This is a genomic window from Psychrobacter sp. T6-5 (genome assembly GCF_052258485.2).
GTDB lineage: Bacteria > Pseudomonadota > Gammaproteobacteria > Pseudomonadales > Moraxellaceae > Psychrobacter.
Genome location: NZ_JBQQEY020000001.1, coordinates 2,817,399 through 2,842,033, shown reverse-complemented (window position 1 = coordinate 2,842,033; position 24,635 = coordinate 2,817,399). Strand labels below are relative to the sequence as shown.

Annotated in this window: 23 protein-coding genes; 15 read left to right on the top strand and 8 right to left on the bottom strand. The window is 44.1% G+C overall.

The window, feature by feature from the left end:
• The first annotated feature begins 103 nt into the window (after positions 1-103).
• Positions 104-1,036 carry an electron transfer flavoprotein subunit alpha/FixB family protein gene (locus ACTXGK_RS26760; protein WP_443517436.1) on the top strand — a complete coding sequence of 311 codons (933 nt, stop codon included), beginning with the start codon at positions 104-106 and terminating at the stop codon, positions 1,034-1,036.
• Positions 1,037-1,241: 205 nt separating this feature from the next.
• Here ACTXGK_RS26760 and ACTXGK_RS26755 read toward each other — a convergent pair whose 3' ends face one another.
• Both ACTXGK_RS26755 and ACTXGK_RS26750 read right to left on the bottom strand, forming a co-directional pair.
• A complete protein-coding gene (locus tag ACTXGK_RS26755; RefSeq protein WP_443517435.1) occupies positions 1,242-2,036 on the bottom strand; it encodes a TrmH family RNA methyltransferase in 795 nt (264 codons plus the stop codon).
• Between the two features lie 105 nt (positions 2,037-2,141).
• On the bottom strand, positions 2,142-3,125 hold the full coding sequence (locus tag ACTXGK_RS26750; RefSeq protein ID WP_443517434.1) for a class 1 fructose-bisphosphatase: 984 nt from the start codon (positions 3,123-3,125) through the stop codon (positions 2,142-2,144).
• Between the two features lie 385 nt (positions 3,126-3,510).
• On the opposite strand from ACTXGK_RS26750, the gene ACTXGK_RS26745 reads away from it, so the two are divergent.
• Genes ACTXGK_RS26745 through ACTXGK_RS26735 form a run of 3 tightly spaced genes read left to right on the top strand, consistent with a single transcriptional unit; the run spans position 3,511 to position 6,395 of the window.
• A complete protein-coding gene (locus tag ACTXGK_RS26745; RefSeq protein WP_071003207.1) occupies positions 3,511-4,584 on the top strand; it encodes an aspartate carbamoyltransferase catalytic subunit in 1,074 nt (357 codons plus the stop codon).
• Positions 4,585-4,642: 58 nt separating this feature from the next.
• The gene (locus tag ACTXGK_RS26740; protein WP_443517433.1) at positions 4,643-5,854 is read left to right on the top strand and encodes a dihydroorotase; all 1,212 of its coding nucleotides are present in this window, start codon (positions 4,643-4,645) and stop codon (positions 5,852-5,854) included.
• 55 nt (positions 5,855-5,909) lie between these two features.
• Positions 5,910-6,395 carry a DUF2127 domain-containing protein gene (locus ACTXGK_RS26735; protein WP_227675707.1) on the top strand — a complete coding sequence of 162 codons (486 nt, stop codon included), beginning with the start codon at positions 5,910-5,912 and terminating at the stop codon, positions 6,393-6,395.
• 88 nt (positions 6,396-6,483) lie between these two features.
• Here the strand turns inward: ACTXGK_RS26735 and ACTXGK_RS26730 are convergent, their stop codons facing one another.
• From ACTXGK_RS26730 to ACTXGK_RS26720, 3 genes are all read right to left on the bottom strand, one after another.
• Entirely contained in the window at positions 6,484-7,758 is a 1,275-nt protein-coding gene (locus ACTXGK_RS26730; protein ID WP_443517432.1) for a cation:proton antiporter, read from the bottom strand.
• A gap of 137 nt (positions 7,759-7,895) precedes the next feature.
• On the bottom strand, positions 7,896-9,512 hold the full coding sequence (locus ACTXGK_RS26725; protein WP_443517431.1) for a DUF2254 domain-containing protein: 1,617 nt from the start codon (positions 9,510-9,512) through the stop codon (positions 7,896-7,898).
• Positions 9,513-9,632: 120 nt separating this feature from the next.
• Positions 9,633-11,198 carry a YihY family inner membrane protein gene (locus ACTXGK_RS26720; protein WP_443517430.1) on the bottom strand — a complete coding sequence of 522 codons (1,566 nt, stop codon included), beginning with the start codon at positions 11,196-11,198 and terminating at the stop codon, positions 9,633-9,635.
• Positions 11,199-11,481: 283 nt separating this feature from the next.
• Between ACTXGK_RS26720 and wrbA the strand changes: the two genes are divergently transcribed.
• Entirely contained in the window at positions 11,482-12,099 is a 618-nt protein-coding gene (wrbA, locus tag ACTXGK_RS26715; protein WP_201599237.1) for an NAD(P)H:quinone oxidoreductase, read from the top strand.
• Positions 12,100-12,226: 127 nt separating this feature from the next.
• Positions 12,227-12,679: a hypothetical protein gene (locus ACTXGK_RS26710; RefSeq protein ID WP_443517429.1), complete on the top strand. Its 453-nt coding sequence runs from the start codon at positions 12,227-12,229 to the stop codon at positions 12,677-12,679.
• 112 nt (positions 12,680-12,791) lie between these two features.
• Here ACTXGK_RS26710 and ACTXGK_RS26705 read toward each other — a convergent pair whose 3' ends face one another.
• Positions 12,792-13,547, bottom strand: coding sequence for a DUF3108 domain-containing protein (locus tag ACTXGK_RS26705; protein WP_443517536.1), 756 nt, complete (start codon positions 13,545-13,547; stop codon positions 12,792-12,794).
• 467 nt (positions 13,548-14,014) lie between these two features.
• Between ACTXGK_RS26705 and groES the strand changes: the two genes are divergently transcribed.
• The gene (groES, locus tag ACTXGK_RS26700) at positions 14,015-14,305 is read left to right on the top strand and encodes a co-chaperone GroES (RefSeq protein WP_058024926.1); all 291 of its coding nucleotides are present in this window, start codon (positions 14,015-14,017) and stop codon (positions 14,303-14,305) included.
• Between the two features lie 110 nt (positions 14,306-14,415).
• Entirely contained in the window at positions 14,416-16,065 is a 1,650-nt protein-coding gene (gene groL, locus ACTXGK_RS26695; RefSeq protein WP_087040787.1) for a chaperonin GroEL, read from the top strand.
• Between the two features lie 287 nt (positions 16,066-16,352).
• Here groL and ACTXGK_RS26690 read toward each other — a convergent pair whose 3' ends face one another.
• The gene (locus ACTXGK_RS26690) at positions 16,353-16,808 is read right to left on the bottom strand and encodes an Lrp/AsnC family transcriptional regulator (protein WP_443517428.1); all 456 of its coding nucleotides are present in this window, start codon (positions 16,806-16,808) and stop codon (positions 16,353-16,355) included.
• Between the two features lie 147 nt (positions 16,809-16,955).
• Here ACTXGK_RS26690 and ACTXGK_RS26685 point away from each other — a divergent pair, with 147 nt between their 5' ends.
• Both ACTXGK_RS26685 and ACTXGK_RS26680 read left to right on the top strand, forming a co-directional pair.
• On the top strand, positions 16,956-17,873 hold the full coding sequence (locus ACTXGK_RS26685; protein ID WP_443517427.1) for a DMT family transporter: 918 nt from the start codon (positions 16,956-16,958) through the stop codon (positions 17,871-17,873).
• An 18-nt stretch (positions 17,874-17,891) separates the two neighbouring features.
• Positions 17,892-19,070, top strand: a complete 1,179-nt coding sequence (locus ACTXGK_RS26680) for an aromatic amino acid transaminase (protein WP_443517426.1) — start codon at positions 17,892-17,894, stop codon at positions 19,068-19,070.
• A gap of 160 nt (positions 19,071-19,230) precedes the next feature.
• Here ACTXGK_RS26680 and yaaA read toward each other — a convergent pair whose 3' ends face one another.
• Positions 19,231-20,043: a peroxide stress protein YaaA gene (yaaA, locus tag ACTXGK_RS26675; RefSeq protein ID WP_443517425.1), complete on the bottom strand. Its 813-nt coding sequence runs from the start codon at positions 20,041-20,043 to the stop codon at positions 19,231-19,233.
• A gap of 477 nt (positions 20,044-20,520) precedes the next feature.
• Here yaaA and ACTXGK_RS26670 point away from each other — a divergent pair, with 477 nt between their 5' ends.
• The 5 genes from ACTXGK_RS26670 (at position 20,521) to iscX (ending at position 24,598) form a co-directional block, all read left to right on the top strand.
• On the top strand, positions 20,521-21,675 hold the full coding sequence (locus ACTXGK_RS26670) for a Re/Si-specific NAD(P)(+) transhydrogenase subunit alpha (protein ID WP_443517424.1): 1,155 nt from the start codon (positions 20,521-20,523) through the stop codon (positions 21,673-21,675).
• A 133-nt stretch (positions 21,676-21,808) separates the two neighbouring features.
• Entirely contained in the window at positions 21,809-22,147 is a 339-nt protein-coding gene (locus ACTXGK_RS26665; protein WP_443517535.1) for a proton-translocating transhydrogenase family protein, read from the top strand.
• The gene (locus ACTXGK_RS26660) at positions 22,144-23,544 is read left to right on the top strand and encodes an NAD(P)(+) transhydrogenase (Re/Si-specific) subunit beta (protein ID WP_443517423.1); all 1,401 of its coding nucleotides are present in this window, start codon (positions 22,144-22,146) and stop codon (positions 23,542-23,544) included. Before ACTXGK_RS26665 ends, ACTXGK_RS26660 begins: the two co-directional genes overlap by 4 nt.
• 174 nt (positions 23,545-23,718) lie before the next feature.
• The gene (locus ACTXGK_RS26655; RefSeq protein WP_443517422.1) at positions 23,719-24,255 is read left to right on the top strand and encodes an acyl-CoA thioesterase; all 537 of its coding nucleotides are present in this window, start codon (positions 23,719-23,721) and stop codon (positions 24,253-24,255) included.
• 133 nt (positions 24,256-24,388) lie between these two features.
• Positions 24,389-24,598 (top strand): Fe-S cluster assembly protein IscX, encoded by a 210-nt coding sequence (gene iscX / locus ACTXGK_RS26650; protein WP_021812734.1) that lies wholly within the window; start codon positions 24,389-24,391, stop codon positions 24,596-24,598.
• Positions 24,599-24,635: the final 37 nt, after the last annotated feature.

Genomic DNA, 24,635 nt, shown 5'->3' with positions numbered 1-24,635 from the left:
CCATTTGACTGATTTGTTTCATATTGAATAATAGTCGCTCAAATAGCTTTGTACACAAACAACCGCATGAATAGATAATACGAATAAATAAAGGATTAAAACCATGGCAATTTTGGTATATGCAGAACACGACAATGCCAGTCTAAAAAAGGCAACTTTGAACACCATCGCTGCTGCTAAGCAAATCGGTGACGACATCCATGTATTGGTTGCTGGTAGTGGTGCTCAAGCAGTCGCTGATGAAGCAGCAAAAGCAGAAGGCGTGACGAAAGTACTATTAGCTGACAATGCAGCCTATGAGCATCAATTGGCGGGCAATGTGGCGCTATTGGTTGCTGATGTCGCTGGTGATTACAGCCATATCCTAGCAGCTGCGACCACGACTGGTAAAAACTTTATGCCACGCGTTGCAGCGTTACTTGACGTCAGCATGCTGTCAGAAATCTCAGGTGTTATAGATGCGCAAACGTTTGAGCGTCCTATATATGCTGGTAATGCAACGGCAACCGTAAGAACGACAGAAGACAAAGTGGTACTAACCGTACGTACGACTGCGTTTGACCCAGTAGCAAGCGAAGGTGGTTCAGCGACTGTTGAAACTATCGACAATGTGCAAGAAACTGGCAAAGCTAGCTTTGTGAACGAAGAAATGGCTAAATCTGATCGTCCAGAATTGACCTCAGCTGGCATCGTGGTTTCTGGTGGTCGTGCATTGGCAAATGGTGAAAACTTCACCAAGTACATTGAGCCATTGGCTGATAAGCTAGGCGCTGCTGTTGGTGCATCACGTGCTGCTGTTGACGCAGGATATGTACCAAACGATATGCAGGTCGGTCAAACGGGTAAAATCGTTGCACCGCAGCTATATATCGCAGCTGGTATCTCAGGCGCGATTCAGCATTTGGCTGGTATGAAAGATTCTAAAGTCATCGTTGCTATCAATAATGACCCAGAAGCACCTATCGCTAGCGTTGCTGATTATTTCTTAGAAGCTGATTTGTTCGAAGCATTGCCTGAGCTAACTAGTAAGGTTTAATATATAGTCACAGAACTACTAAACGGCTACGGCGTTACCCTCCTTAGATGTACTACTTGTACAATCTGCAGTCGGCTGACTTGTATCCGTTTTAGACTTCTTTGACTATATCAGTAGTAGACAGATAATAAAAACCCACTATTAAATGATAGTGGGTTTTTTTATGCTTTACAGAAAGGGTTTTAATAGCAGTTATAAATGGACGTTAAGAGTATTGTCTCTGACGCAAGGTTTCGTACAGACATAAAGACCCTGCAATCGCTACATTTAAGCTCTCTTGACCATTTGGCTGTGGTAAGGCTATCGGTGTGGCACACTGCATCAGCTCGTCACAAACGCCTTGACCTTCATGACCCATAATCCACGCCACAGGCGCAGATAAATCGTGATCGTAAATGATAGTATCTGTGTGTGAGCTGGTTGCCAACAGTGGCACTTGTACGTGATCTAAAATATCTTGCGTACTCAAGCCTTCATAAATAGTCAGCGCAAACTGTGCACCCATACCTGCTCGTAGCGTCTTGGGAGACCAAGCTTGCGCGGTAGCACTGGTGCATAGAATATTGCGGATACCAACCGCTGCTGCTGTGCGTAGTAGTGTACCAACGTTCCCACTATCTTGTACATCATTCAAAACCAAGCAGTCCCCATCGATCATTGATAGGCTAGGCGTTGGTATTTTAATGACGGACATAATATCGATACCAGTACCCAAGCTACGAATACTCTCGTAAAGTGCATCTGATAAAGTAAGAATAGGCGTATAAGTAGGCAGACGAGTTAGTACCTGCTGAACTTCAGGGTGGCTACGCGCTGACTCAGACAGGAGTATCTGGGCAAAAGGATAGTCGCTACGCAGTGCAGCATCTATCAAATGGACGCCTTCTATGACTGTCTGACCGTTCTTTTTACGCTGGCGTGCTTGGGACAACAGTGCTTTTACAAGCTTCACGGTTGTGTTCTTATCTGAGGTAATCAGCTCGGTGGGATTTAATACCATAGTGGATCGCTTAGAGAAGAGTAAAGGAGTTATTTAAACGACCAGCAAAATATCTATGATTAATTTAGTATTCTGCTGGTCATTGTTAATATATGAGCAAATCAATTATTTTTCAGAATAATTGACGTGTAAGTCTTTAACGTAATCGACTTCGTTTTTGCTACCGAGCACCACAGGTACACGCTGATGGATGTCAGTCGGTTCGATATCTAAGATGCGATTGACAGCGTCTGTCGCACTGCCACCCGCGCGCTCAATCAATAAGCTCATTGGGTTGGCTTCATACATTAAGCGTAGTTTACCCGCTTTATGAGCATATTTGGTGTCAAAAGGATAAGTGAACAGACCACCACGGCATAAGATACGATGGACGTCACCAACCATAGCGGCGACCCAGCGTGTATTGAAATCGCGTCCACGTACGCCTGTCTCGCCAGCGATTAGCTCATCGATGTACTGTTGCATAGGTGCGCGCCAGTAGCGATAATTTGAGCTATTGATCGCATATTCGCTCGTATCAGCATCGATTTGCACGTTGTCTTCTATCAGCACATAGTCTTCAGTTTCTGGATCTAGGCTAAACATCACGACTTTATCTGCGATGGTTAATGCCAGTACCGTAGAGGTGCCATATAACAGATAACCTGCTGCTAACTGTTTGTTACCTGCCTGTAGATAGTCGCTGTTTTCACTGGTCTGACCTTGACGATCATACGGCAAAACAGAAAAAATCGTACCTACTGCCATATTGATATCAATATTTGATGAGCCATCTAGTGGGTCAAATAATACCAATAGACTACCATCATCATTAGCAGGGGTGGCATCATCGAGCTCTTCTGACGCAACGCCGGCACAATGGGTATTCTTTGCTAAGGCATCTAGCAATAAATCGTTCGCCAATACATCCAATTTTTTCTGATCTTCGCCTTGAACGTTTTGATTACCAGCTTCGCCTAAAATATCTGCCAGAGCACCTTTTCTAAGTAGTTGTGAGATGGTTTTACCAACATTAGTAACCGTGGTAATTACGTCGTTGAGTGCAGGATTAGAGGCATGTTGGTTTAGATAATCTGCTAAGGTCGTCATAAAGCTTCCTAATAGGGGATATGGAAAGTAAAAAATGGATGGTCTCAGAGTAAGGCCATAGGCGGCATTTGGCACACCTTAAATGGATAAATTCTCAAATAGCTTATACGGTATCTTTGTCCCGACCACAAAATCGGCTACACTATATCTATTGTTATTCATTTATAGATTTGTCAGAATTATTCTCTATGAGAATATAGCATGTCTATTTACGCTTTCTGATTATCTGCTGAGGCGGTTTTTGGTCGAATTTGATTACGGTAAATTGTAGCAAATAAGCGTCAAAATGTCCTTGTCTCTGTGCCTATCAGTGCTAAATGATCGAACAAAGATGAATAAGCGATTACGACAGACTCATATAAACCCACAATAAAGACTCGCCATTATGTCAAATTCTCTCGATAGTAGCGCTACACAACCAGTCTCACCGACTGATTATGCAAAATTTGATCCCAACACGATTCATCAAAGACTCAACACCTCACTGAGTCGTCCGCAGCTCAACACCGATGGCAGTATCAGGCATTTCTTGGGTGTTGAAGGTCTTAATAAAGCACAGCTCAAAGCTATTATCGCAAAAGCAGAGACTTTCTTTGACGAAAATGGACAACTCATTAATCGTCCGGAATTAGATGGCTATACGGTCATGAATTTGTTCTTTGAACCGTCGACCCGTACTCGGACGACATTCGAGGTTGCAGAAAAACGTTTGGGTGCCAATGTACTCAACATCGATATCGAACGCTCTAGTACCAAAAAAGGCGAGAGTCTACGCGATACGTTATGGAATCTACAGGCGATGACCGCAGATATTTTTGTGGTTCGACATTCAGCATCAGGTGCCGCACATTTTATGGCGACAGAAGTGACGCCTGATATTGCTATCATTAACGGCGGCGACGGCTGGCATGCGCATCCTACGCAGGGAATGCTCGACATGTTGACCATTCACCGTGAGGCACCGCGCCCATTTGAAGAGTTGTCTATCGCAATCGTTGGTGATATTAAGCACTCACGCGTAGCCCGTTCTGACATCAGTGCACTGCAAACGCTAGGTGTGACAGATATCCGTGTTTGTGCGCCGCGTACTCTACTGCCAAAAGGTATTGAACGTTTTGGCGTAAAAGTATATGAAAATATGGATGAGTGCGTCACGGACTGTGATGTCATCATGGGATTAAGGATACAAAATGAGCGTATCGGTTCGCCGCTATTGGCATCATCGAGTGAATACTATAAGCATTATGGGATCACGCCAGAGCGAGTAGCGCTTGCCAAGCCTGATGCGCTCGTCATGCATCCAGGGCCAATGAACCGCGGTGTTGAGATTGCTTCTAGTGTGGCTGATGGCGCGCAATCCGTTATCTTAAAGCAGGTAAATAACGGTATTGCCATTCGAATGGCGGTCTTGTCGCTTGCGATGGAAGGTCAGCGTGCTCATCAAGCGGCTGGCAAGTAACAGCCTGCCGCGCGACTTATTCTCATTTATTTCATTTTATTGATACGGTAATAACGTTATGTCTACCATGCTTAATACGGATGCACCCATTTTTGACCATTTACCAAAAGCATTAAAAGATGCATTGCCGCAAACTGTAACAGAAAAACTGTCTACACTCGATTCTGGCCGTGAGATGTGGCTGCTACCACCACTAGTAGATCTGTGCGCGCGCTTGCGTGAGCCAGGCCAACAGCAACACGGTACGCTAGAATCAGAAGGCAGGGCAGCACGTGGTAATGGGTTCTTGCATGTAGTCACACCACCTGATACCAATCCTATTTTAGAAAATGGCTCACTTTTAAAGGGCTTGCGTGAGCGTGCCTTGAGTGATGGCGGTATTTACTTGCATATTTTGGGCGCATTGACTACAGGGTTAGAGGGCGAGCGACCCTCTAATATTGCAGGGCTTAAGAAGGGCGGCTGTATCGCAGTGTCTAATGCGCGTAGACCTTTTCGCAATGACTTAGTATTGCTACGTACACTAGAATATGCGGCAACTTTTGGCATGAAAGTGTTCTTTTATCCTGATGAGCCAAGTCTGTCTGGAGATGGCGTGGCGCATGAGGGCTATATCGCCTCTTATCATGGTTTGCAAGGGATTCCTTGGATTGCTGAGACTGTTGCACTGTCTACGCAACTGTTGATGGTTGAAGAGACGGGAATAGCCGCTCATTTTAGCCAGTTATCATGTAAGTCCTCTATCGAGCTCATGCGCTGGGCAAAAGATAAAGGCTTGCCGGTGACTTGCGACGTTGCGATGCACCAGCTTTACCTAACTGATGACAATCTTGAAGGCTTTAATGCTCAGGCTTACGTATTACCTCCACTACGTAGTAATACTGACCAGCAAGCTATCCGCCGTGGCTTAAAAGATGGCACTATCGATGCTATCTGTAGTCATCACGAACCATTAAACAGTACCGCTAAAAAAGCCCCGTTTGCTGAGAGTACACCAGGTATCTCGAATTTTGATACTTTTATGGCGCTGGCATGTCAGCTGGTTAATGATAAGGTGTTAACACTCTCAGAGTTGGTTGATAAAATCTGTCTCAATCCTGCAAAGATTGCGGGTATTAATGAGCAGTATGAAGCGATCGGCGGCGCGGTATTGGTTGACCCCAATCTGGAGTGGCAAGTGACCGCGCAATCTATGCTATCGAATGGTAAAAATACGCCATTTTTTAATCAGCAGCTGCAAGGACGTGTTGTGGAGACGTTCTTTGGCTAATTTGCCCCGACAGGATGATAGTCTGCCGCTATCCTCGAAGGATAAAGGGGGTGAAATGACTGACCATTTAGAAAAACCACGCAGTACGGCCAGCGAGTCTATCAAAGCGGTAGCTATTTATGAAGTCGTCAAAGGTGTGGGGGCATTATTAGGCGCAGGTGCATTGTGGTCGTGGCATACCGATCTTGAGCATTGGCTGACGACCGCGACTGGCTCTTGGCGCCACACCTTTGGCCACCTGCTTGCGCCGCAAATAGACAGTGCGGTAAGTATTGCCCAACAGGCAAGTAAAAACTGGCCAGTGTTTTTATTGTTGATATTTGCTTATGCCAGTTTGCGCTTCCTAGAAGCTTATGGCTTATGGCGCGACAAAACATGGGCATATTGGTTTGGTGTGCTGGGCTATGGCGTCTTTATTCCTATAGAAGTTTACTATCTGATAACCAGTCCATTTGATTGGTTTAAACTGGGAATATTAATCTTTAATATTATTATTATTATCGTGGTTTATCGTAATATGAAAAGAAAGGGTTTGATATAACCATTGAAACTACTCAACAAAGCCAGCATAAGCCAGCCTAAGACATCATGTCTTAGGCTGGCTTTTTTATACATGCTGTGTTTTTGGCTTATGCCTCTGCTATTTCTTTATCCTTACGAATGCTCTTGGCGACTCTGCCAACACTTAGACCTTGTACCAAGATAGAAAATATTACTACCGCATAAGTGAGTGCCAATAAAATATCACGCTCGGTACCGATGGGTAGCTGTAATACTAAAGCGACTGAGATACCGCCGCGCAATCCACCCCACGTTAGTACTTTCCATGCACCAGTGGGCAAATCAAGCTGACGGTGAAACGTTTTGGTCGTCATCCCAACAACGATAAAACGAGCTACTAGAGCAATAACGATGGTTAAACCACCTGCAATAAATAAGTTTGCTGAATAAGCAATCATCACTACTTCTAGACCGATAAGGACGAATAAAATAGCATTTAAAATTTCATCAATCAGTTCCCAAAACAGATCAATGTAATGACGCGTCTGATCACTCATCGCAAGCGCCCGCCCGCGGTTACCAACCATCAATCCCATCATGACCATAGCGAGTGGCCCTGACAAATGCCAATGGCTGGCAAGCGCATAGCCGCCGATGACGCCTGCTAACGTCAAGAGCACTTCTTCTTGATAACTGTCGATGCTCTTTAGCAAATAGTACAAAATCGCCCCGAGTACCAATCCAAAGATGACACCGCCGCCAGCTTCGACCGCTAATGTATGCGCCACATAGTTAATGGTTGGAATATCGCCACTAGATAAAATCCCCAGTAGTAGAACAAAAATCACGACACCGATACCGTCATTAAATAATGACTCACCAGCGATAACGGTTTCGATGCTTTTTGGCGCGCCTGCTGATGCAAGAATCCCCATGACGGCAATGGGATCAGTAGGGGAAATCAAAGCACCAAACAGTAGGCACCAAAGAAATGGCAGTTCAAAACCGAATAAGGGCAGCATAAAGTAAATCGCGGTGGCAATGAGCATGGCTGATACGATAGTACCAAATCCTGCTAGGATACCGATAGGCAATTTATAGCGCCTCAGATCACCAATATTGACATGCAAGGCACCTGCAAATAGCAACATCGAGAGCATGCCATCTAATAGCACCTCAGTAAAATCAAGCTGCTCTAATAGACTGACTTCATAATCAATCAGCTGATCAAACCCTAAAAATCCTAAAAATATCGCACCGATAGACAATAATATAGAAATAACCATCACGCCAATCGTGGTTGGTAACCCGATAAAGCGATGATTGACATAGGTCAGTGAGGCCGTAATCGATAAAAATATGGCGCTGATTTCAAGTATGGTGAGGCTGGTTGCAGATGCCATAAAGCAGATCTCGTATGAATATAAAATTAACCCTAAGCCCATGACTTATGAGAGTTACGTAAAGATTTTGAGCTATAAATATTGAAATGATAAGGACCGTGCTTACCAATACGCTATGCGATCTAATTGTCATGTCACTAACTCGACTGTGACTGTAGTGCTTCACGGATATTGACAGCAAACACACTGACATAATTAAAATGTTGATGCTGTGCGTCCTCATCAAGAATAAATTGCTTGGCTTGCTCACACATAGCGACAAGGTCGTCTATCAGTTCTTGATAGTTTAAGTTTTCTTCTCCAGCTCGCTTGATCAGATGTAGCTCATGCAGTAGCGTTTGTTGTTGTGCGCTATTCACCCTTGCATAGTTTAGATTGACCATTGCTTCGCACAATGCTTTTAGTACCATCAAATCAGCGGCTGCATAGCGGCGTATTTCACCAAGTGATACGTTGATAAAATCCGATATTTTTGGGGTGTGAGTGACCAAGGCTAGTATGGCCAATCGTTTTTGTTTGACCTCATCTTCAGAGCTATCATCCGATTTTGGTATATAAAAATGATAGGGACTTGGGGGCTGACGCCGCATCATAATACTTAAGCAGCTTGTCAAAGACTGTACGCAGTTGACGGCTGTCTTTGGGTCATTGATACCAGGAGATAATGCTCGTACTGCGATTTCAGTCATTTGGCCCAAGCTATAGGCAATGTCATCAGAATGTGCCAGACGTTGTTCTATTCGCACGCAGCCAGTAAAGCGTTGCCAAAACATCCCATCAGGTGAACGCGGTATCATAGCTAGATTCGGTGTCGCTGTTTTTTGCTGATTGTTTGGATGATCTGCTGGACGTTGGTAAAAATATCCAATGACATTTTTGTCAGTAATGTATTGACCAAGATTGACATGCATCTGTACCACACCGCCGTAGTCTTGTGACAGGGCAATCAATGATTCAAAGTATATTTGCTGTAAATAGCCTGAGCTTGGTGAGTAGATAGGCATGGCAGGCCAGTTATGAAACTGCTCGACATCATGATGTTCGGCATCACGTTGATGCTGGATGTCGCATCGATCGCTGTACCAATAATAAATATTATTAATCGCATCGTTGCTGGCATTTTGGATGACGTGAGACGCTTGAATGGCATGTACCATATGCTGTACAAAATACACCAGCAACAGCGCACAGATAATAGCCATAATAATGGCAAAGGTTACGGCTAATTGTGGCACACCATAAGACACGTCATACTTGTGAATGGATTTTAAGACAAGCAGGCTGTAACTAAAGGTACCGATAAAGGCGCCGAGTACAAACTGGTTCGGAGTGTCTGTCAAAAAATTACGTAACAATCTCGGACCAAATTGTGATGATGCCATCGACAGCACGGCGATCGTAATCGAAAACGTCGTGCCAGCCACGCCCAATACCGCACCAGCAATAGCGGTCATGATAGCGCGTGCAGCATCATCATCGCCTGTAAACGCAAAAGAAATTTCTCGAACCGTTTCACGATCAAAGTGCTGATCGACAGTCACCAATAAAGGCGCCAGCAAAATCCCCGCAATCACACAAGCCGTTGGGATAAACCAGTAAGACCCAATAAGCTGTTGCCACAAAGCTCTTAGGCGATCAGGCAAGTCAGTCAACGTTTGCAGTGACCACAACTGAGTAAACTGTTTGAGCTTGCTCTGACCTGTACTAATAGTACGAATCCACAAGCTCGTTTCATCATCTTTATACACTGCCATATACTCAAAATATCCAAAAATAGTCGTAAAGTGGCTCATCGCTATCGTTTGATAATCTTGATCAGAGCATCAAACGATGAATTTTTTAGGGTAATGGAATGGGTTTTGGCTAATCTGTCATTAACCAGCTTTAGGATTATCAGCTTCAGTAATAATGGCACTTTTATAGTCGCGTCTGCCAGCCTCTGTCCCAGCCGATGGCTCACCAGAACCTATAGGGATGATCGCCTCATTGTGATGATCATCGCAATCAATGTTGCTGTCTTTATCATAGGCGATAGGGTCGAAGTGGGGTGATGCTTCGATATCCACATTGTCTCTATAAGCGCCGCTGCTATCTAGGCTATCACTTGTCAGTGAATGGCTCGCCGCCGTTGTTTTTCTAAACAACTTGCCACCATTGCTATTTTTATTAGGAGCTGATTTTTTGCGCGGCTCGCTATTGGCGAATATAGCACTCAATGGTAGATGTAGCTGCTGCTTAGCATACGCTTCTGTGTGTTCAAAACGATCTACCAGTAAGCTGAGCCAAGGCTTTTGGTCTTCTAGCTTCATCTCATCAAGCTCATCCTTAATAGGTAATGGATAAGGCAAGGTGCGATAAAAATCCCATAATGTCATCTTACTCAAATCTCTTTTGAGTACATAGTCATCGTCTTCAGTCATGGTAATGAGGTTACTGTCTTGTAGATAATTGATATAGGTATACCATTTTGGTAGCTCTTTTCGTCCCAGTACATTACGCAGCGCTTGTTCGCTGACGGCCTCACCTTTTAGATGGTGGGTATATACCAAGTTCAGCATGTCCAGCAAGCTAAGTAAGGGATGACGAGGATAGACCTCTTCGGTTTCAAAAATCGTTAAGGTGTAGCTGATCTCAACGCCCAGCAAGATAAGGTTCCATGACAAGAAAATCCATAGCAAAAATATAGGCAGCGCGGCAAAAGCCCCATAGATTGCCTCATAGCTGGTAAAGTTGGCCATAACGGTACCAAATAGATGCTTCATCAGCTCAAAGACTATCGCGACAAACACACCAGCAATCGCTGCATTTTTTAGCGGTACACGCGCCTTAGGAATGAACCAATACATGCCAATAAAACCTGCGACAGTGATACCAATCGATACGGCTTGTACCCAAAACCCCCAATCGATCCCGTAACCTGCGATTTGTCGATTCAAAAAACTCAAACTCTGAACCGTACTTGAGGCAATAAAAGCCGTACCTAAGACCAATGGCCCCAAAGTCAAAATTGTCCAATAGCGCATCATGCTTTTGAGGCCACCTGAACGATTCTCTACCCGCCAGATTTGGTTGAAGGCGCGCTCAATGGTTGTCAGTGTCATGATGGTCGTCAAAAATAAAATGATGGCACCAATAATGGTTAGATTGGAGGATTTTTCGGCGAAGTCATTGATATACTCACTCACTTGTAGACTCGATTGGGGTAACAAGTTGCTATAAATTACCTCGTATATCTGTGCTCTTACAGAGGCGAGTGCTGGTACTGAGGATAAAATCATCAATAATACCGTTAGTACAGGCACAATTGAGAGCATAGTCGTGTAGGTTAACGATGCTGCTTTTTGCTGACAGTTGTCTTCAAAAAAATGTCGAACCAAAAATCGCAAGAATTGAAACCAGCGTTGTTGTAGAAATGGGAGTTTTTGTGAGAATTTTTCCATGTCGACCAGTTAGCAAAAGTAAGAGTGACAATAGTGTAACAAACATGCGCTGCTCACATCTGCGGTTTAATTGTGTCAAAATGCATAGCGCACAGCAGCATCGAGTGAAAATCGATATAATATAAGCCATGTTATATACCGCGGTTATTTGCATGTCAGTCAATGACTCGGGCATAATGTGCACATATTTTACAATGCAGTTATAGGTTATATTCCGGCAGTACGAGACTACAGCGTCTGCCATAAAAGATAACATTAACGATTTTATAAGGAAGCTTTGCTAATGAGTCAGACCGCCCCTTATGTATTGGTGCTCTATTATTCTAATTACGGTACGACTAAGACATTGGCATATGCTATCGCTCAAGGGATCGAAGATGCTGGCATGACCGCACGTATTCGTACTGTCCCAACGGTGGCCCCTGAGACGACATCGAGCAAGCCTGCAATACCTGATGAAGGTGACTTGTATTGTACGATGGATGATCTAAAAGACTGTAGCGGTCTGGCACTGGGTAGCCCGACGCACTTTGGCAATATGGCCGCGCCCATGAAGTATTTTTGGGACAATACTGTCACCCTGTGGCTAGCAGGGAACCTACAAAATAAGCCAGCGTCCGTATTTACAGCGACAGGCTCTATGCATGGTGGACAAGAGACCACACTGTTGACGATGATGTTACCATTGATGCATCACGGGATGGTTATCGTGGGTGTGCCTTATGCTGAGCCCGCATTGAATCGCACCCACCGCGGCGGCACGCCTTATGGTGCCAGTCATGTTAGCGGGGCCGCCCATGATCAGCCAGTATCGGCAGACGAGCGTGACCTAGGTATTGCACAGGGTCGCCGTTTGGCAATAGCTGCTACTGCTTTAGCACAAGCAAACTGGGGTCGCTAATCGATTCTCATGTAACCGGTGTTATAGCTCAAACTTGATACTTAAATACTTTTTGTACTCAAATACTGATAATTGATCGCTAATAGCTAGATACCCATGCTATTCATTTAGGAAGTAAAAATCTCTAATGGCCACAAACCACTCTAACAGTAAGTCTCCTAAAGTCACCAAGCCTATCGCACCTATTGCGCAGCGCTTGATGGTCACTTGGTTGATTTGGCTGGTTTATAGGTTAATGGGACTGCCTATTTTTATCAGTATCTTTAATCCAAGCAGCCCTGATATCATCGGTGGTATTGCTTGGCAAGCATTGTGGCTAGTGCCCGCCTTTATCTTGACACCATGGATACTACGTGGGCGCTCCCCCTATGCGTTATTGATAAGTAGCATGTTTACGCTTGTATATTTGGGCGCGAGTGGAGTGGTGCTATTTACTCGCATATACGGCAGTAGCTGGGCTGAGATCGCCGTATATTTAACTGACTTTGTGTTGCTACTTGCCATTAATGTCTGGTTATTTATTTTGCTAAAACGCCTGCCTTCGATGAATAATGTCGTTAAGAAACCGCGTTCTCGTTAGTAGGCTATAATACTAGTCATTAATCTTAAGACATAAAAAAGCGGCGTTCCAAATAGGACGCCGCTTTTTTATTGCAGTATTACCTTTCAACGCTTCTGTTTATATGCTTGGATTAATTAACCTTGGTCAATTCTAAATCCATCTTCTTACCATCATTAATTTGGCTAACTTTAACTGGCATATAGTCTAAGCTTGGTGCCAACCAAAAACTGGTAGAGCGACTATCGTCATCATGGACGCGGTCGACACGTACCGTATCAAATGTACCCGCTGGAACGGTGATTTTGGTGCTACCAGATTTTTTGAATGGCGTCTTTTCGATTTTGTCTTTTTTCGCCATGTAGTAATTGCCAGTGAACTTACCATTTAACAGATCTTGGCGAATTTGCACTTCAAGACTCAAGTCATCAAAGGCTTGCTGTGGCATACTCAGCGTCGTGGTCTTACCCTTATAATTACTAGTGACTTTTTTAGTGCTTGGGTTAAAGTCTAGTTTGTGGGTACGACCCAAGCCTAATAGCTTATAAGTGGTGCTGGCTTGGGTTGGGACGACATTATTACCATTGAGGGTAAACGTACTGTTTTGCGAGGCACTAGCTACCCCAGCGACGCGAGCCTTAACGTTGTATTTCCACGTATTACCGGACTTGTTTAACGTACGAGTCGCGGTTCCTTTGTATTTGTCTTCAACGGTAAAACTATAGTTGGCTGTTGATGGCTGAACAGTCTTTGCGCTGGCAAGTGTGGGTGCGGTCATACTCAAGGCTCCAATGGTGGAAATACTGATACCTGTCACTAAGGCAGATAAAAACTTAGATGGACTGCGTTTCGTATTATTAGAATCGTTGTGCAGTGATTTATTATGCATTGATAAAAAACTCATAGATACCTCTTAGTAGTTAATAAGATGCTGATATAGCAGCATCTATCGTCATTCTTATTATGTTCGCAACGCCTATAATGGTCATACTCTGTTACATTTTCAAGAGTAACAATCGACTGGCACGTGTGACGATTGTAGCGAATGTTGCTATGACATCTGATACGACCATCGAGGGTAACGTGCTGTAAAGCCAGCAATAGAGGGTAAATAAAATGTATGGTACCTATTAGGCCTCACTTCTATCAAGTGTCATCAAGAGCCGTCAGAATAATCTTGTAAATTTTTGGGCTTTACACTTGAAGCCAACCTATCTTGCCCCCACTTTTTGTTACAAGCTCAAAGCGTATCTTTAGATTGCTGTTATTGAATGGCGACTCTTATAGATACTGGTATTGAGACTATTAATTCAAATAAACCCTTTATTCAAACAACCAATTTTTGGAGTCATATCGATGAACATTCGTCCTTTACATGACCGTATCGTCGTCCGCCGCATAGAAGAAGAAACAAAAACTGCTGGTGGTATTTTATTGCCGGGTTCTGCTCAAGAGAAACCTTCACAAGGTGAAGTGATTGCAGTTGGTAATGGCCAAGTTCGTGACAACGGCGAAACTCGTGCGTTAGATGTAAAAGCTGGCGACAAAGTTTTGTTCGGTCAATATGCTGGTCAAACCGTGAAGGTTGACGGTGAAGAACTATTGATTATGAAAGAGTCTGACGTATTGGGCGTGTTAGAAGGCTAATAGCCTAATAGAGTTTTTTAGCTGATCATTTTTTAGCTAAAAATACTCCCCACAATACGAACGAATCATTCAATTGTATTCTCATACTTATAATAATGGAGTAATTTACCATGGCAAAAGACGTAAAATTCGGCATTGATGCCCGTAAACAAATGATGGACGGCGTAAACGTTCTAGCAAACGCAGTACGTGTCACCCTAGGCCCTAAAGGCCGCAACGTGGTTATCGATAAATCTTTTGGCGCGCCAACCATCACTAAAGATGGTGTATCAGTTGCCAAAGAAATCGAGCTTGAAAACAAATTCGAAAACATGGGTGCTCAGCTCGTTCGCGAAGTGGCTAGCCGCACCAATGATGTTGCTGGTGATGGTACGACCACTGCGACCGTATTGGCTCAGTCAATCTTGCAAGAAGGCATGAAGTCAGTCGCTGCTGGCATGAATCCAATGGATCTTAAGCGCGGTATCGACAAAGCCGTTCGCGCCGCCGTTCAAGAAATCCATAACCTATCAACCCCAGCCGATGACGAAAAAGCCATCGCGCAAGTTGGTTCTATCTCTGCAAACTCAGACACCAAAATCGGTGAGTTGATCTCGCAAGCGATGCAAAAAGTTGGTAAGCAAGGCGTTATCACCGTTGAAGAAGGGTCAAGCTTTGAAGATACCTTAGAAGTTGTCGAAGGTATGCAGTTTGACCGTGGTTACATCAGCCCGTACTTTGCTAACAAGCAAGACAGCCTGACTGCTGAATTTGAAAACCCATACATTCTATTGGTTGACAAAAAAATCAGCAACATCCGTGAGATCGTGCCATTACTTGAGCAGGTCATGCAGCAAAGCAAGCCATTGCTTATCATCGCTGAAGATGTAGAAAACGAAGCATTGGCAACGCTAGTTGTGAACAACATGCGTGGCGGCCTAAAAACTTGTGCGGTTAAAGCACCAGGTTTTGGCGATCGTCGTAAAGCCATGCTAGAAGACATCGCAACGCTAACGGGCGGTACTGTAATTTCTGAAGAGATTGGTCTAAGCCTAGAGACTGCGACGCTTGAACAATTGGGTACGGCGAAAAAAGTCACTGTTGGTAAAGAAAACACCGTGATCGTTGATGGCGCCGGTAACAAAGCTGACATCGAAAACCGCGTTGAGTCTATCAACCGTCAGATCGCAGAGTCTACTTCTGATTACGATAAAGAAAAGCTACAAGAGCGCGTTGCGAAACTAGCAGGCGGCGTAGCAGTTATCAAAGTTGGCGCAGCAACTGAAACCGAAATGAAAGAGAAGAAAGACCGTGTTGATGATGCGCTACACGCGACTCGTGCAGCGGTTGAAGAAGGCGTTGTACCTGGCGGCGGCGTTGCGTTAGTTCGTGCCATGAATGCATTGTCTGAGCTAAAAGGCGACAACGACGACCAAGACGCAGGTATCAACATCCTACGTCGTGCGATGGAAGCACCATTACGTCAAATCGTCACCAACGCTGGCGAAGAAGCATCAGTGGTGGTTAACGAAGTGAAAAACGGTACGGGTAACTACGGTTACAATGCTGCTTCTGGCGAATACGGCGATATGCTAGAAATGGGTATCCTTGATCCAGCAAAAGTATCACGCTCAGCACTAGAGAACGCTGCCTCTGTTGCTGGCCTAATGCTAACGACTGAAGCTATGATTACTGACCTACCAGAGAAAGATGACGGTATGGCTGGCATGGGCGGTGCTGGTGGAATGGGCGGTATGGGTGGAATGGGCGGCATGATGTAATTTTACTTCTGCTGAAAAGCGGTTTGTCTTCGTCAGACGCGCTCAATGTACGATAGGTACTATTTTCGCTCGTCTTCCTCGACAAATCACTTTTCGCAAAAAGTAAAATCAACCTCATAAAGTCTATTTGACTACTAAAGGCTCTGCTATCGAAAGATAGCAGGGCTTTTTTATGCTCGATAATAAAGTAATGTAATCATTCAAATTAACTAGGTATTTATACCAATCTTAATAGACTTGACGTAATTGAAGGCCGTGCTCGAGATTGCTCATTAGTATTAAAAACCTCACACAAAAATAGGTAAAGTCGTCTTATTGATGACCTTTCTCACCGATAAATGAGTATGTATATCTTTTACGCTAGCAAGCTTGTGTAGCTTACGTGTGAACCGCTCATAACCATCGAGATTTGGACTGACTACTTCTAATAAATAATCGTAAGAGCCTGATACCACATGTCCATTGATGACCTCGTCCATATCGGACAAAGCATTCTCGAAGGCTGCAATAGACTCTTCTTGGTGGCTGTTGAGACGGACCTCCACAAAGAAACTCATCGCAATACCCGCTTTGGCTTTATTAATGTTCGCTTGGTAGTTTTCTATATAACCCTCATCTTCCAAACGCTTTAGGCGTCTTGCACAAGGAGATGGCGACAGCCCTACGCGTTCGGACAGTTCCGCCGTAGATAAGCGTCCCTCTTTTTGGAGTACTTCCAAGATATGACGGTCGATTTTATCCATAATTTGCCCTTTGGCTTTTTAAGCCAATAATTTTTATTTAATTAGCATTATCCACCAAATATTTGCAAAATTGCAATGAATAAATAGAGATAAAAGCGCGTATTTTAATCGATAATTGGTCTTTGTATACCAGCATAAGACACGACTATGAATACGATATTTCATCCCTCAGCACGCAAAAACCCTTTGTTCATTATGTCGCCACTAACCAAAGGTTATGTGGCTATGAGTGTCGTCTTATTGATTTGGTCAGGATTTGCGTTGACTGTACGAGCGGTTGGGGCGTCGTCGCTCAGTATTGCGGATGTCATGCTTATTCGCTTTAGTGTACCGCTAGTTTTGTTGACCCCTTGGGTGCTCTCTAGTTGGCATGAAATCAAAAATATAAGACTGCCAGATATCATGTTTATTTTATTTGGCGGTGTGCCTTTTCTTTTATTGGCGGCTTTTGGTGCAAGTACAGTGCCGGCCGCTTACATGGGTACTATTTTGACAGGGACACCAGTTTTCTTTGCTGCCTTATTGTCTTTTATTTTTTATCGTCAACGAATATCATTAAGAAAATTTGCCGCATTGATCCTTATTCTCTTTGGTATCGCGACTATGATTGGCGGGCATGCACAGTCAATACCTAATAGTCTTCTGTACGGCGTAGGGTTACTGTTGATGGCAAGCCTGATTTGGGCGGGTTATACCTTAGGGTTAAAAAGCACCAAGTTAAGTCCCATAGCTATCGCGATCGTACTTTCTTATACCTCTTTTTTCCTGACATTAGTCATGGTTCTATCTGGTATTGTGGAGACCAATATAGGTTCTGTATCTTTTGATGACGCGCTTCCGTTTATCCTAGTACAAGGCCTTGGTGTAGGGGTGGTATCAACCATTGCGTTTTCTTATGCGGTCAAACAGCTGGGCTCCATTCGTACCTTATTACTGGGCTCTTTATCCCCAGGATTGACCGCTATACTGGCTGCGCTGATACTCAATGAGTCTCTATCAGTCATCATGATATGCGGCATTGTACTCAGTACCATTGGTGTCATCTTGTCCAATCGAGCGAAATAAATTCATTAAGGAGGTATCATGATGTTAAACAATATGCCCATTATCAATGGTGATCCACTGTGGGCGTTGTTAGGTAGGTTTCGTGCTGACCAGCGCAAACATAAAATAGATCTATTGGTTGGTGTCTATCGAGATGAGCATGGCAATACGCCTGTGATGAAAACCGTGCAAGATGCAGAAATACATCTTGCTCATGAAGCTCATTCAAAGGCTTATGGTATGTTATCGGGTAACGATAATTTTAACCAACAAATGGCAAAATTTGTACTGGGTGACCGTCCAAGTCTAAAAAACCAATGCACGATTCAGACGGTTGGGGCATCAGGGGCTCTACGACTCATTGCTGATTTGATTGCCACGCTCTCTCCAGATTCAACCGTTTGGATCAGTAATCCTGGCTATATCAATCATCGTCCGCTGATGGAAGGTGCTGGGTTAACCGTTAATACGTATCCATGGCAAAATAAAAACGGTCAGTTAGATATTGATGCGTGTTTTGCCGCGCTAGAAAAAGCAAAAGAAGGAGATGTGTTGTTATTACATGCGTGCTGCCACAATCCTACCGGTATAGATCCTTCTTTAGAGCAGTGGCAACGGTTCTCTGATAAGTGTAAACAGAAAAATATTGTCCCATTCATTGATATGGCGTATCAAGGTTTTGGAGATGATCCTGATACCGATGCTGCAGGGCTTCGTTTAATGATCGAAGACTCTGATTTTGCATTTATCGCCGCCAGCTGCTCAAAAAATATGGGTCTATACAATGAGCGGACGGGTATTGCCACGGTGATGACGACGAACCATGAGCGCCATGCCGATATACAGACACTTTTAGAAACCATTACACGTGCCAACTACTCTATGCCGCCCAATCACGGTGCCGCAGTTGCTTCTTATTTATTAGACAGCCCAGACGCTTGGTTAGTCGAGCTGGCAAGCTACCGTGATAGAGTAGATACTATTCGCCAAGCGTTAGGCGCAGCCTTAAAAGATAGAGGTGCACCTGCAGAGTTTTCGGACATTTCGCATCAAAAAGGCATGTTTTCTTTATTACCGCTAACAGAGAGTCAAATGCTCATGTTGCAAGATGAGTTCGCGATTTACGGTATGCCAAATGGCAGAATCAATATTGCAGGTTTGAAAATGACGGAAATCCTTCAACTGGCTGACGCTATCATGTCGATTATTTCACGTTAGAGAATCATCTTTATCGCTCAAGGCAATGGTTTTAGTCATCAATCGCAACAGCAAGAAGGACTGTTGTGATCCGTTCAATTAAAGAAGATGTAATACAGTCGCTAGAAGCCCTGAGTGCCATGCGTCTAGCGACTGTAGTAAATATGATTTTTATATCAAGTTACTGATCCGCCGCATCTCTTCTAAACACCCACGTCTTATCATCAGACGCCTCGATACAGTAATAATAACCCGCCAAATCAAAATCTTTTAACTGCTCCGCATTGCTCAGCTTATTGTCAGCAGCATATTTCACCATAAGGCCACGTGCCTTTTTGGCATAAAAACTAATGACTTTATATTGACCATTTTTTTCGTCTTCGAATCGTGGCGTGATGATATCCGCCTTCAATGCTTTCTTTTTCACAGCTTTAAAATACTCGTTCGACGCCAGATTGATCAAGACCTTGTCCTCACTATCTGCCATACGGGCATTGATAACGTCAGTTATTTCTTCTCCCCAAAACTCATAAAGATTATCACCGCGCGTGTTTTTTAGCTTCGTACCCATCTCCAAGCGATAAGGCTGAATCAAGTCCAACGGTTTTAATACCCCATAAAGACCTGACAAAATACCCAGATGTTCATTGACGTAGATGGACGTTTCTTTATCCATGCTATACATATCAAGACCGGTATAAACATCACCGTCGAACAAGTAGCCCGCTGGCTTTGCTGCATTACCAGACTCATCATCAGTAAACGGCTTATCTTCGCTCCAACGCCATTGTTGATTGCGCGTGGCATTGAGTTGCGCAAGATCATCAGAGATGCTCATCAGCTCTTGCAGATCAACGGGCTCTTTGGACTTCAATACTTTCATGAGTGACTGTGAGTGCGCGATCAGTTCAGGCTGACTATAGTAGTTGCCCAAGTTTACTGGGACAGCGTCTGTTTCATTCAAAGATTTGGCAGGAGAGAGTAAAAAATACATGGTGAGTCCTTATTATCGTGAGTCAATGACCGACCTGTTCAGGTGTCAAGCATTCTTATTATACGACAGCTGCGGGTTTAACTTGACTTGACCTTGAGTGTTTTATATTTTTTTAAGGGGGTATGGCAATGCGTAAACATATATAGAGTTGGCTGTTATTAAAGCGAGACCTTGTTATATAAGGGGTAGAGGTTTTTTGAAAAAATAAAAAACTTTAATATAACAACAAAAGTTATGCAGATGGTATCAATACCTAACTTTTTATCTTACTTGTTGGTCATCATTAGACAATGAAAGTTGGCAGATTATGTCTCTATAATAAAAAGGCATGATGGTAAACAACATATCATTTATTAAATTGATAGTCTTTATTTATGATATTGGATAAGTCATGGTTAAGGATTTTTGTCCCCTATGCTTTTGAAAATGCGTTGAGGGTATTAAGGGTAAGTCATTCTATATAAGTAAGGAGACGATATGAAAATCGGTGTAATCAGTGCAGATATCGCGAGTGAAAGCCGTGTCGCACTAACCCCAGACTCAGTCAAAAAATTGCGCAAGCTTGGGTTTGAAGTCGTCATTCAGTCAGGTGCAGGCCAAGCAGCGTATTATGCTGATGAATTGTATCAAGCTGCTGGTGCCGATATTGCCAACAGTAGCACCGAGGTGATTACCCAGTCTCGAATTATTACTACCGTCAATGACTTACCATCTGAGACTACCGCTCATTTGTCATCAGGTCAGGTTGTCATTGGCATGCTCGACCCTTATCGCAACACTCAGCTTGACACTTATGCAGCCAAAGGTGCGACGGCTTTTGCAATGGAGTTATTACCGCGCACATTATCACGCGCACAAAACATGGACGTATTGTCCTCGCAGGCTAACCTTGCTGGTTATAAAGCGGTATTGCTAGCGGCTAACGAATACTCTCGTCCTTTTCCTATGTTTATGACCTCGGCAGGAACGGTCAAGCCAGCCAAAGTGGTTATTTTGGGCGTAGGCGTGGCAGGTCTACAGGCGATTGCCACGGCGAAGCGTCTAGGTGCTGTGGTAGAGGCGAGTGATTTGCGTCCTGCGGCAAAAGAACAAGTCGAATCACTTGGTGGTAAATGGCTTGATGTGCCGATGAGTGAAGACGAAGCGCAAAAGGCTAAAGCAACGGGCGGCTATGCGTGGACGCCATCAGAGCAATATATCAAAGACCAAGCTGCTGTGGTTGACAAGGCACTCAGCAATGCTGACATCGTTATTACCACGGCGCAGATACCTGGTCGCCAAGCGCCGCGTTTGGTGCACGCGGCAACGCTTGCCAAAATGAAAGCAGGTTCGGTATTGATTGATATGGCAGCTGGAACAGGTGGCAACGTCGAAGGCAGTGTACCGAATGACACCATTACTACAGAGAACGGCGTACGTATTGTTGGTGCAGCCAATATCCCATCAATGCTTGCGGCACAGTCGTCAGATCTATACGCCAATAATTTGGTTAACTTTATCACGACTTTGATCGCTCCTGCTGGCGACGATGCAGCAGCAAACGACCTTTCGCTTAACTTAGACATGGAAGACGAAATTCAGGGCGCACTGGCAGTGACACATGACGGTCAGGTACGACTAGCCAAACGCTAGGTTCGACTGCCTAGCACGATATGTTTCGTCACTATATGTTTGTTAATAATAAAACATTTGCCAGTAATGAATAAATTTTTAGGAGGATGAGATGATCGCCACCATTTTAGCGGCAGCGCCAGCGGGTGCAGCCATGAGTAGCACACCATTTGTAGCGATTTTTACGGTATTTGTACTCGCTATTTTTGTCGGATACTACGTGGTTTGGGGCGTTACCCCTGCCTTGCACACGCCATTGATGGCAGTAACCAACGCCTTATCGAGTATTGTCATCGTGGGCGCGATGCTACAGACCGTCACGATTGATGGCTCGATGTTTACACCGACCAGTTTGCTTGGTGCCTTTGCCGTATTTTTAGCCAGTATCAATATCTTTGGTGGTTTTGCGGTGACTGAGCGTATGCTGGCGATGTTCAAACCCAAAGTAAAAAAAGCCTCAGAAGCAAGCACTGATAATGGAGGCGACGCATGAATGATTTATCAACAATGATTGCGGCGAATGCGGATTGGTTCTATCTGGTTGGCGCGATCCTTTTTGTCTTGACCTTACGTGGTTTATCGAGTCCAAAGACGGCTATTCGCGGTAACCGTTTTGGTATGGCAGCGATGGCAATTGCCGTTGTGACAACCTTCTTTTTAACAGAAGGTCCTGTCCTTTGGCTCATTATTGGCGCGATGATCTTAGGTGCCCTCGTTGGTATGTGGAAAGCGAGAACAGTCGCGATGACGCAGATGCCAGAAACCGTGGCTTTGATGCATTCATTCGTCGGTTTGGCAGCGGTTGCGATTGCCCTTGCAACGGTATTACATACTGAGCAGCAGCATGGCGCGGTTGCCCGTGTCGAGCTATTTATTGGTTGCTTTATCGGTGCGATTACCTTCTCAGCGTCGGTTTTTGCCTTTGGTAAACTGGCAGCAAAAAGCTGGGCGAAAACACTGGTCGGCGGCTGGGTCAAACCTGTTCAAGCGCTATTATTTATTGCGATGATTGGTTTTGGTGGCGTGTATTTCGTCACGGACTCATTACCAGCGTTTTATGCGATGGCAGTGATTGCGGTTATCTTTGGTTGGATGTGGATTGCGCCAATCGGTGGTGGTGATATGCCAGTGGTCGTGTCTCTATTGAACTCGTTCTCAGGTTGGGCGGCAGCAGGGATTGGTTTTACCCTTGGCAACTCAATGCTGATTATCGCAGGTTCGCTCGTTGGTTCATCGGGGGCGATCTTATCTTATATCATGTGTAAAGCCATGAACCGCTCATTACTCAATGTATTATTTGGCGGAATGGGTACGTCAGCTGTGGCAGCAGGCGGCGATGATGGTGCGCCGAAGAACTACAAGGCAGGCTCCGCAGAAGATGCAGGATTCCTTATGTCTAATGCGAGTAATGTGGTCATCGTACCAGGTTATGGTATGGCACAGGGTCGCGCACAGAATGCGGTAAAAGAGCTATATGAGCTGCTAAAAGAAGAAGGTGTTAACGTTCGTTTTGCCATCCACCCAGTTGCTGGTCGTATGCCAGGTCACATGAACGTACTGTTGGCAGAAGCTGATGTGCCTTATGATGATATTCTTGAGATGGATGAGATCAATTCAGACTTCGCAAGTACCGATGTGGTGTTAGTTATCGGTGCAAACGATGTTGTCAACCCGTCTGCAAAAGACGATCCGACTTCTCCAATCTTTGGTATGCCAATTTTAGAAGTCAGCAAAGCCCAAACAGTCATGGTCATCAAGCGTTCAATGAGCACCGGTTATGCAGGTCTGGATAATAGCTTGTTCTATATGGACAAAACCATGATGATCTTTGGTGATGCCAAGAAAATGGTTGAAGAGATGGTACGAAGTATCAATGGCGGCGGTCATTGATAATTAAACGATGTTTTTGACTATTCGCTTTTGCCTATAAGTTTTTAAACAAAGAAAGTCACTAAGGTGGCTTTTTTGCGTTAAAGTGAGCGGCATTTATGAAAGGGTGACAAGCCAATATCATCGCCCACTATAATCATTAATTATAAATAAAATGAAACAAGAGAAATATTTATGAATATGTTACTACGCTTTTTTATTATGGTCAGTTTGCTTAAGCAGCAGCTCAAGCATCAATCGGCGAGCGAAACGATTAGTCTAGAGACATTGACCGCACCGACTGTCCGTCACTATCGAGTGTTACCGCATGACATGGGATTTCGCGACCACTTGCCCAATTATCGTTATCTGTCATTTATTGAGCTAAACGTGACACGCTGGGTCATGGCACGCTGTCATGAAAAAGGTATCAAGCCTTTAAACTGGGTCATCGCTATGCAGGAGATGGTGTATCTCAAACAAATCAAGTTTTTGGATAAAGTGACGCTTAGCAGTGCGGTTGTAGGCTGGGATCACAAATATGTATATTTTGAGCATCGATTTTTTGTCAAAAATCAGCTGATGGGCGTTGGTATGACCAAGTTTGTATTTACCGATGACACAGGTATGCGCACGCCAGAGGTATTGGATATGACAGGCGAGCAATTGACAGACGTGATTAACACATGGAATAACCATCAAGTCGCTGTAAAATCGACCAAGTCAGCATAAAAAATATTGAAAAATAGCACCCGATAATAACTTGGCTATAATCATTTGCTGAATTTTGGTAGGATAGAGTCCATCAAATCGCCAATACTAAGGCGATACTACTATTTCTAAAACGACTAAAAAAGGTACCGTTATGACGCCACAAAAATTAAAATGGACAGACAGCTTAGATATCGCAATCGAGCTTTATGAAAAATTCCCAGAGACTGATCCGCAGTATATACGTTTTACCGATTTGCATCGCTGGGTGACTGAGCTTGAAGGCTTTGATGATGATCCACAAAAATCAAATGAAGGTATCTTAGAAGCCATTCAAATGAATTGGATCGATGAAGCCGACTAATCGACTCTATAACGTTGAGCAGTGTTATCCATAAAAA

Bases quoted from the DNA above. Each gene is read 5' to 3' on its own strand.
- ACTXGK_RS26670 (WP_443517424.1), top strand. From the start codon at position 20,521: ATGAAAATCGGTGTAATCAGTGCAGATATCGCGAGTGAAAGCCGTGTC.
- ACTXGK_RS26655 (WP_443517422.1), top strand. From the start codon at position 23,719: ATGAATATGTTACTACGCTTTTTTATTATGGTCAGTTTGCTTAAGCAG.
- yaaA (WP_443517425.1), bottom strand. From the start codon at position 20,043: ATGTATTTTTTACTCTCTCCTGCCAAATCTTTGAATGAAACAGACGCT.
- wrbA (WP_201599237.1), top strand. From the start codon at position 11,482: ATGAGTCAGACCGCCCCTTATGTATTGGTGCTCTATTATTCTAATTAC.
- ACTXGK_RS26720 (WP_443517430.1), bottom strand. From the start codon at position 11,198: ATGGAAAAATTCTCACAAAAACTCCCATTTCTACAACAACGCTGGTTT.
- groES (WP_058024926.1), top strand. From the start codon at position 14,015: ATGAACATTCGTCCTTTACATGACCGTATCGTCGTCCGCCGCATAGAA.
- ACTXGK_RS26710 (WP_443517429.1), top strand. From the start codon at position 12,227: ATGGCCACAAACCACTCTAACAGTAAGTCTCCTAAAGTCACCAAGCCT.
- ACTXGK_RS26660 (WP_443517423.1), top strand. From the start codon at position 22,144: ATGAATGATTTATCAACAATGATTGCGGCGAATGCGGATTGGTTCTAT.
- ACTXGK_RS26725 (WP_443517431.1), bottom strand. From the start codon at position 9,512: ATGGCAGTGTATAAAGATGATGAAACGAGCTTGTGGATTCGTACTATT.
- ACTXGK_RS26690 (WP_443517428.1), bottom strand. From the start codon at position 16,808: ATGGATAAAATCGACCGTCATATCTTGGAAGTACTCCAAAAAGAGGGA.
- ACTXGK_RS26665 (WP_443517535.1), top strand. From the start codon at position 21,809: ATGAGTAGCACACCATTTGTAGCGATTTTTACGGTATTTGTACTCGCT.
- ACTXGK_RS26680 (WP_443517426.1), top strand. From the start codon at position 17,892: ATGATGTTAAACAATATGCCCATTATCAATGGTGATCCACTGTGGGCG.
- ACTXGK_RS26760 (WP_443517436.1), top strand. From the start codon at position 104: ATGGCAATTTTGGTATATGCAGAACACGACAATGCCAGTCTAAAAAAG.
- ACTXGK_RS26755 (WP_443517435.1), bottom strand. From the start codon at position 2,036: ATGGTATTAAATCCCACCGAGCTGATTACCTCAGATAAGAACACAACC.
- groL (WP_087040787.1), top strand. From the start codon at position 14,416: ATGGCAAAAGACGTAAAATTCGGCATTGATGCCCGTAAACAAATGATG.
- ACTXGK_RS26750 (WP_443517434.1), bottom strand. From the start codon at position 3,125: ATGACGACCTTAGCAGATTATCTAAACCAACATGCCTCTAATCCTGCA.
- ACTXGK_RS26730 (WP_443517432.1), bottom strand. From the start codon at position 7,758: ATGGCATCTGCAACCAGCCTCACCATACTTGAAATCAGCGCCATATTT.
- ACTXGK_RS26685 (WP_443517427.1), top strand. From the start codon at position 16,956: ATGAATACGATATTTCATCCCTCAGCACGCAAAAACCCTTTGTTCATT.
- ACTXGK_RS26735 (WP_227675707.1), top strand. From the start codon at position 5,910: ATGACTGACCATTTAGAAAAACCACGCAGTACGGCCAGCGAGTCTATC.
- ACTXGK_RS26740 (WP_443517433.1), top strand. From the start codon at position 4,643: ATGTCTACCATGCTTAATACGGATGCACCCATTTTTGACCATTTACCA.
- ACTXGK_RS26705 (WP_443517536.1), bottom strand. From the start codon at position 13,547: ATGCATAATAAATCACTGCACAACGATTCTAATAATACGAAACGCAGT.
- ACTXGK_RS26745 (WP_071003207.1), top strand. From the start codon at position 3,511: ATGTCAAATTCTCTCGATAGTAGCGCTACACAACCAGTCTCACCGACT.
- iscX (WP_021812734.1), top strand. From the start codon at position 24,389: ATGACGCCACAAAAATTAAAATGGACAGACAGCTTAGATATCGCAATC.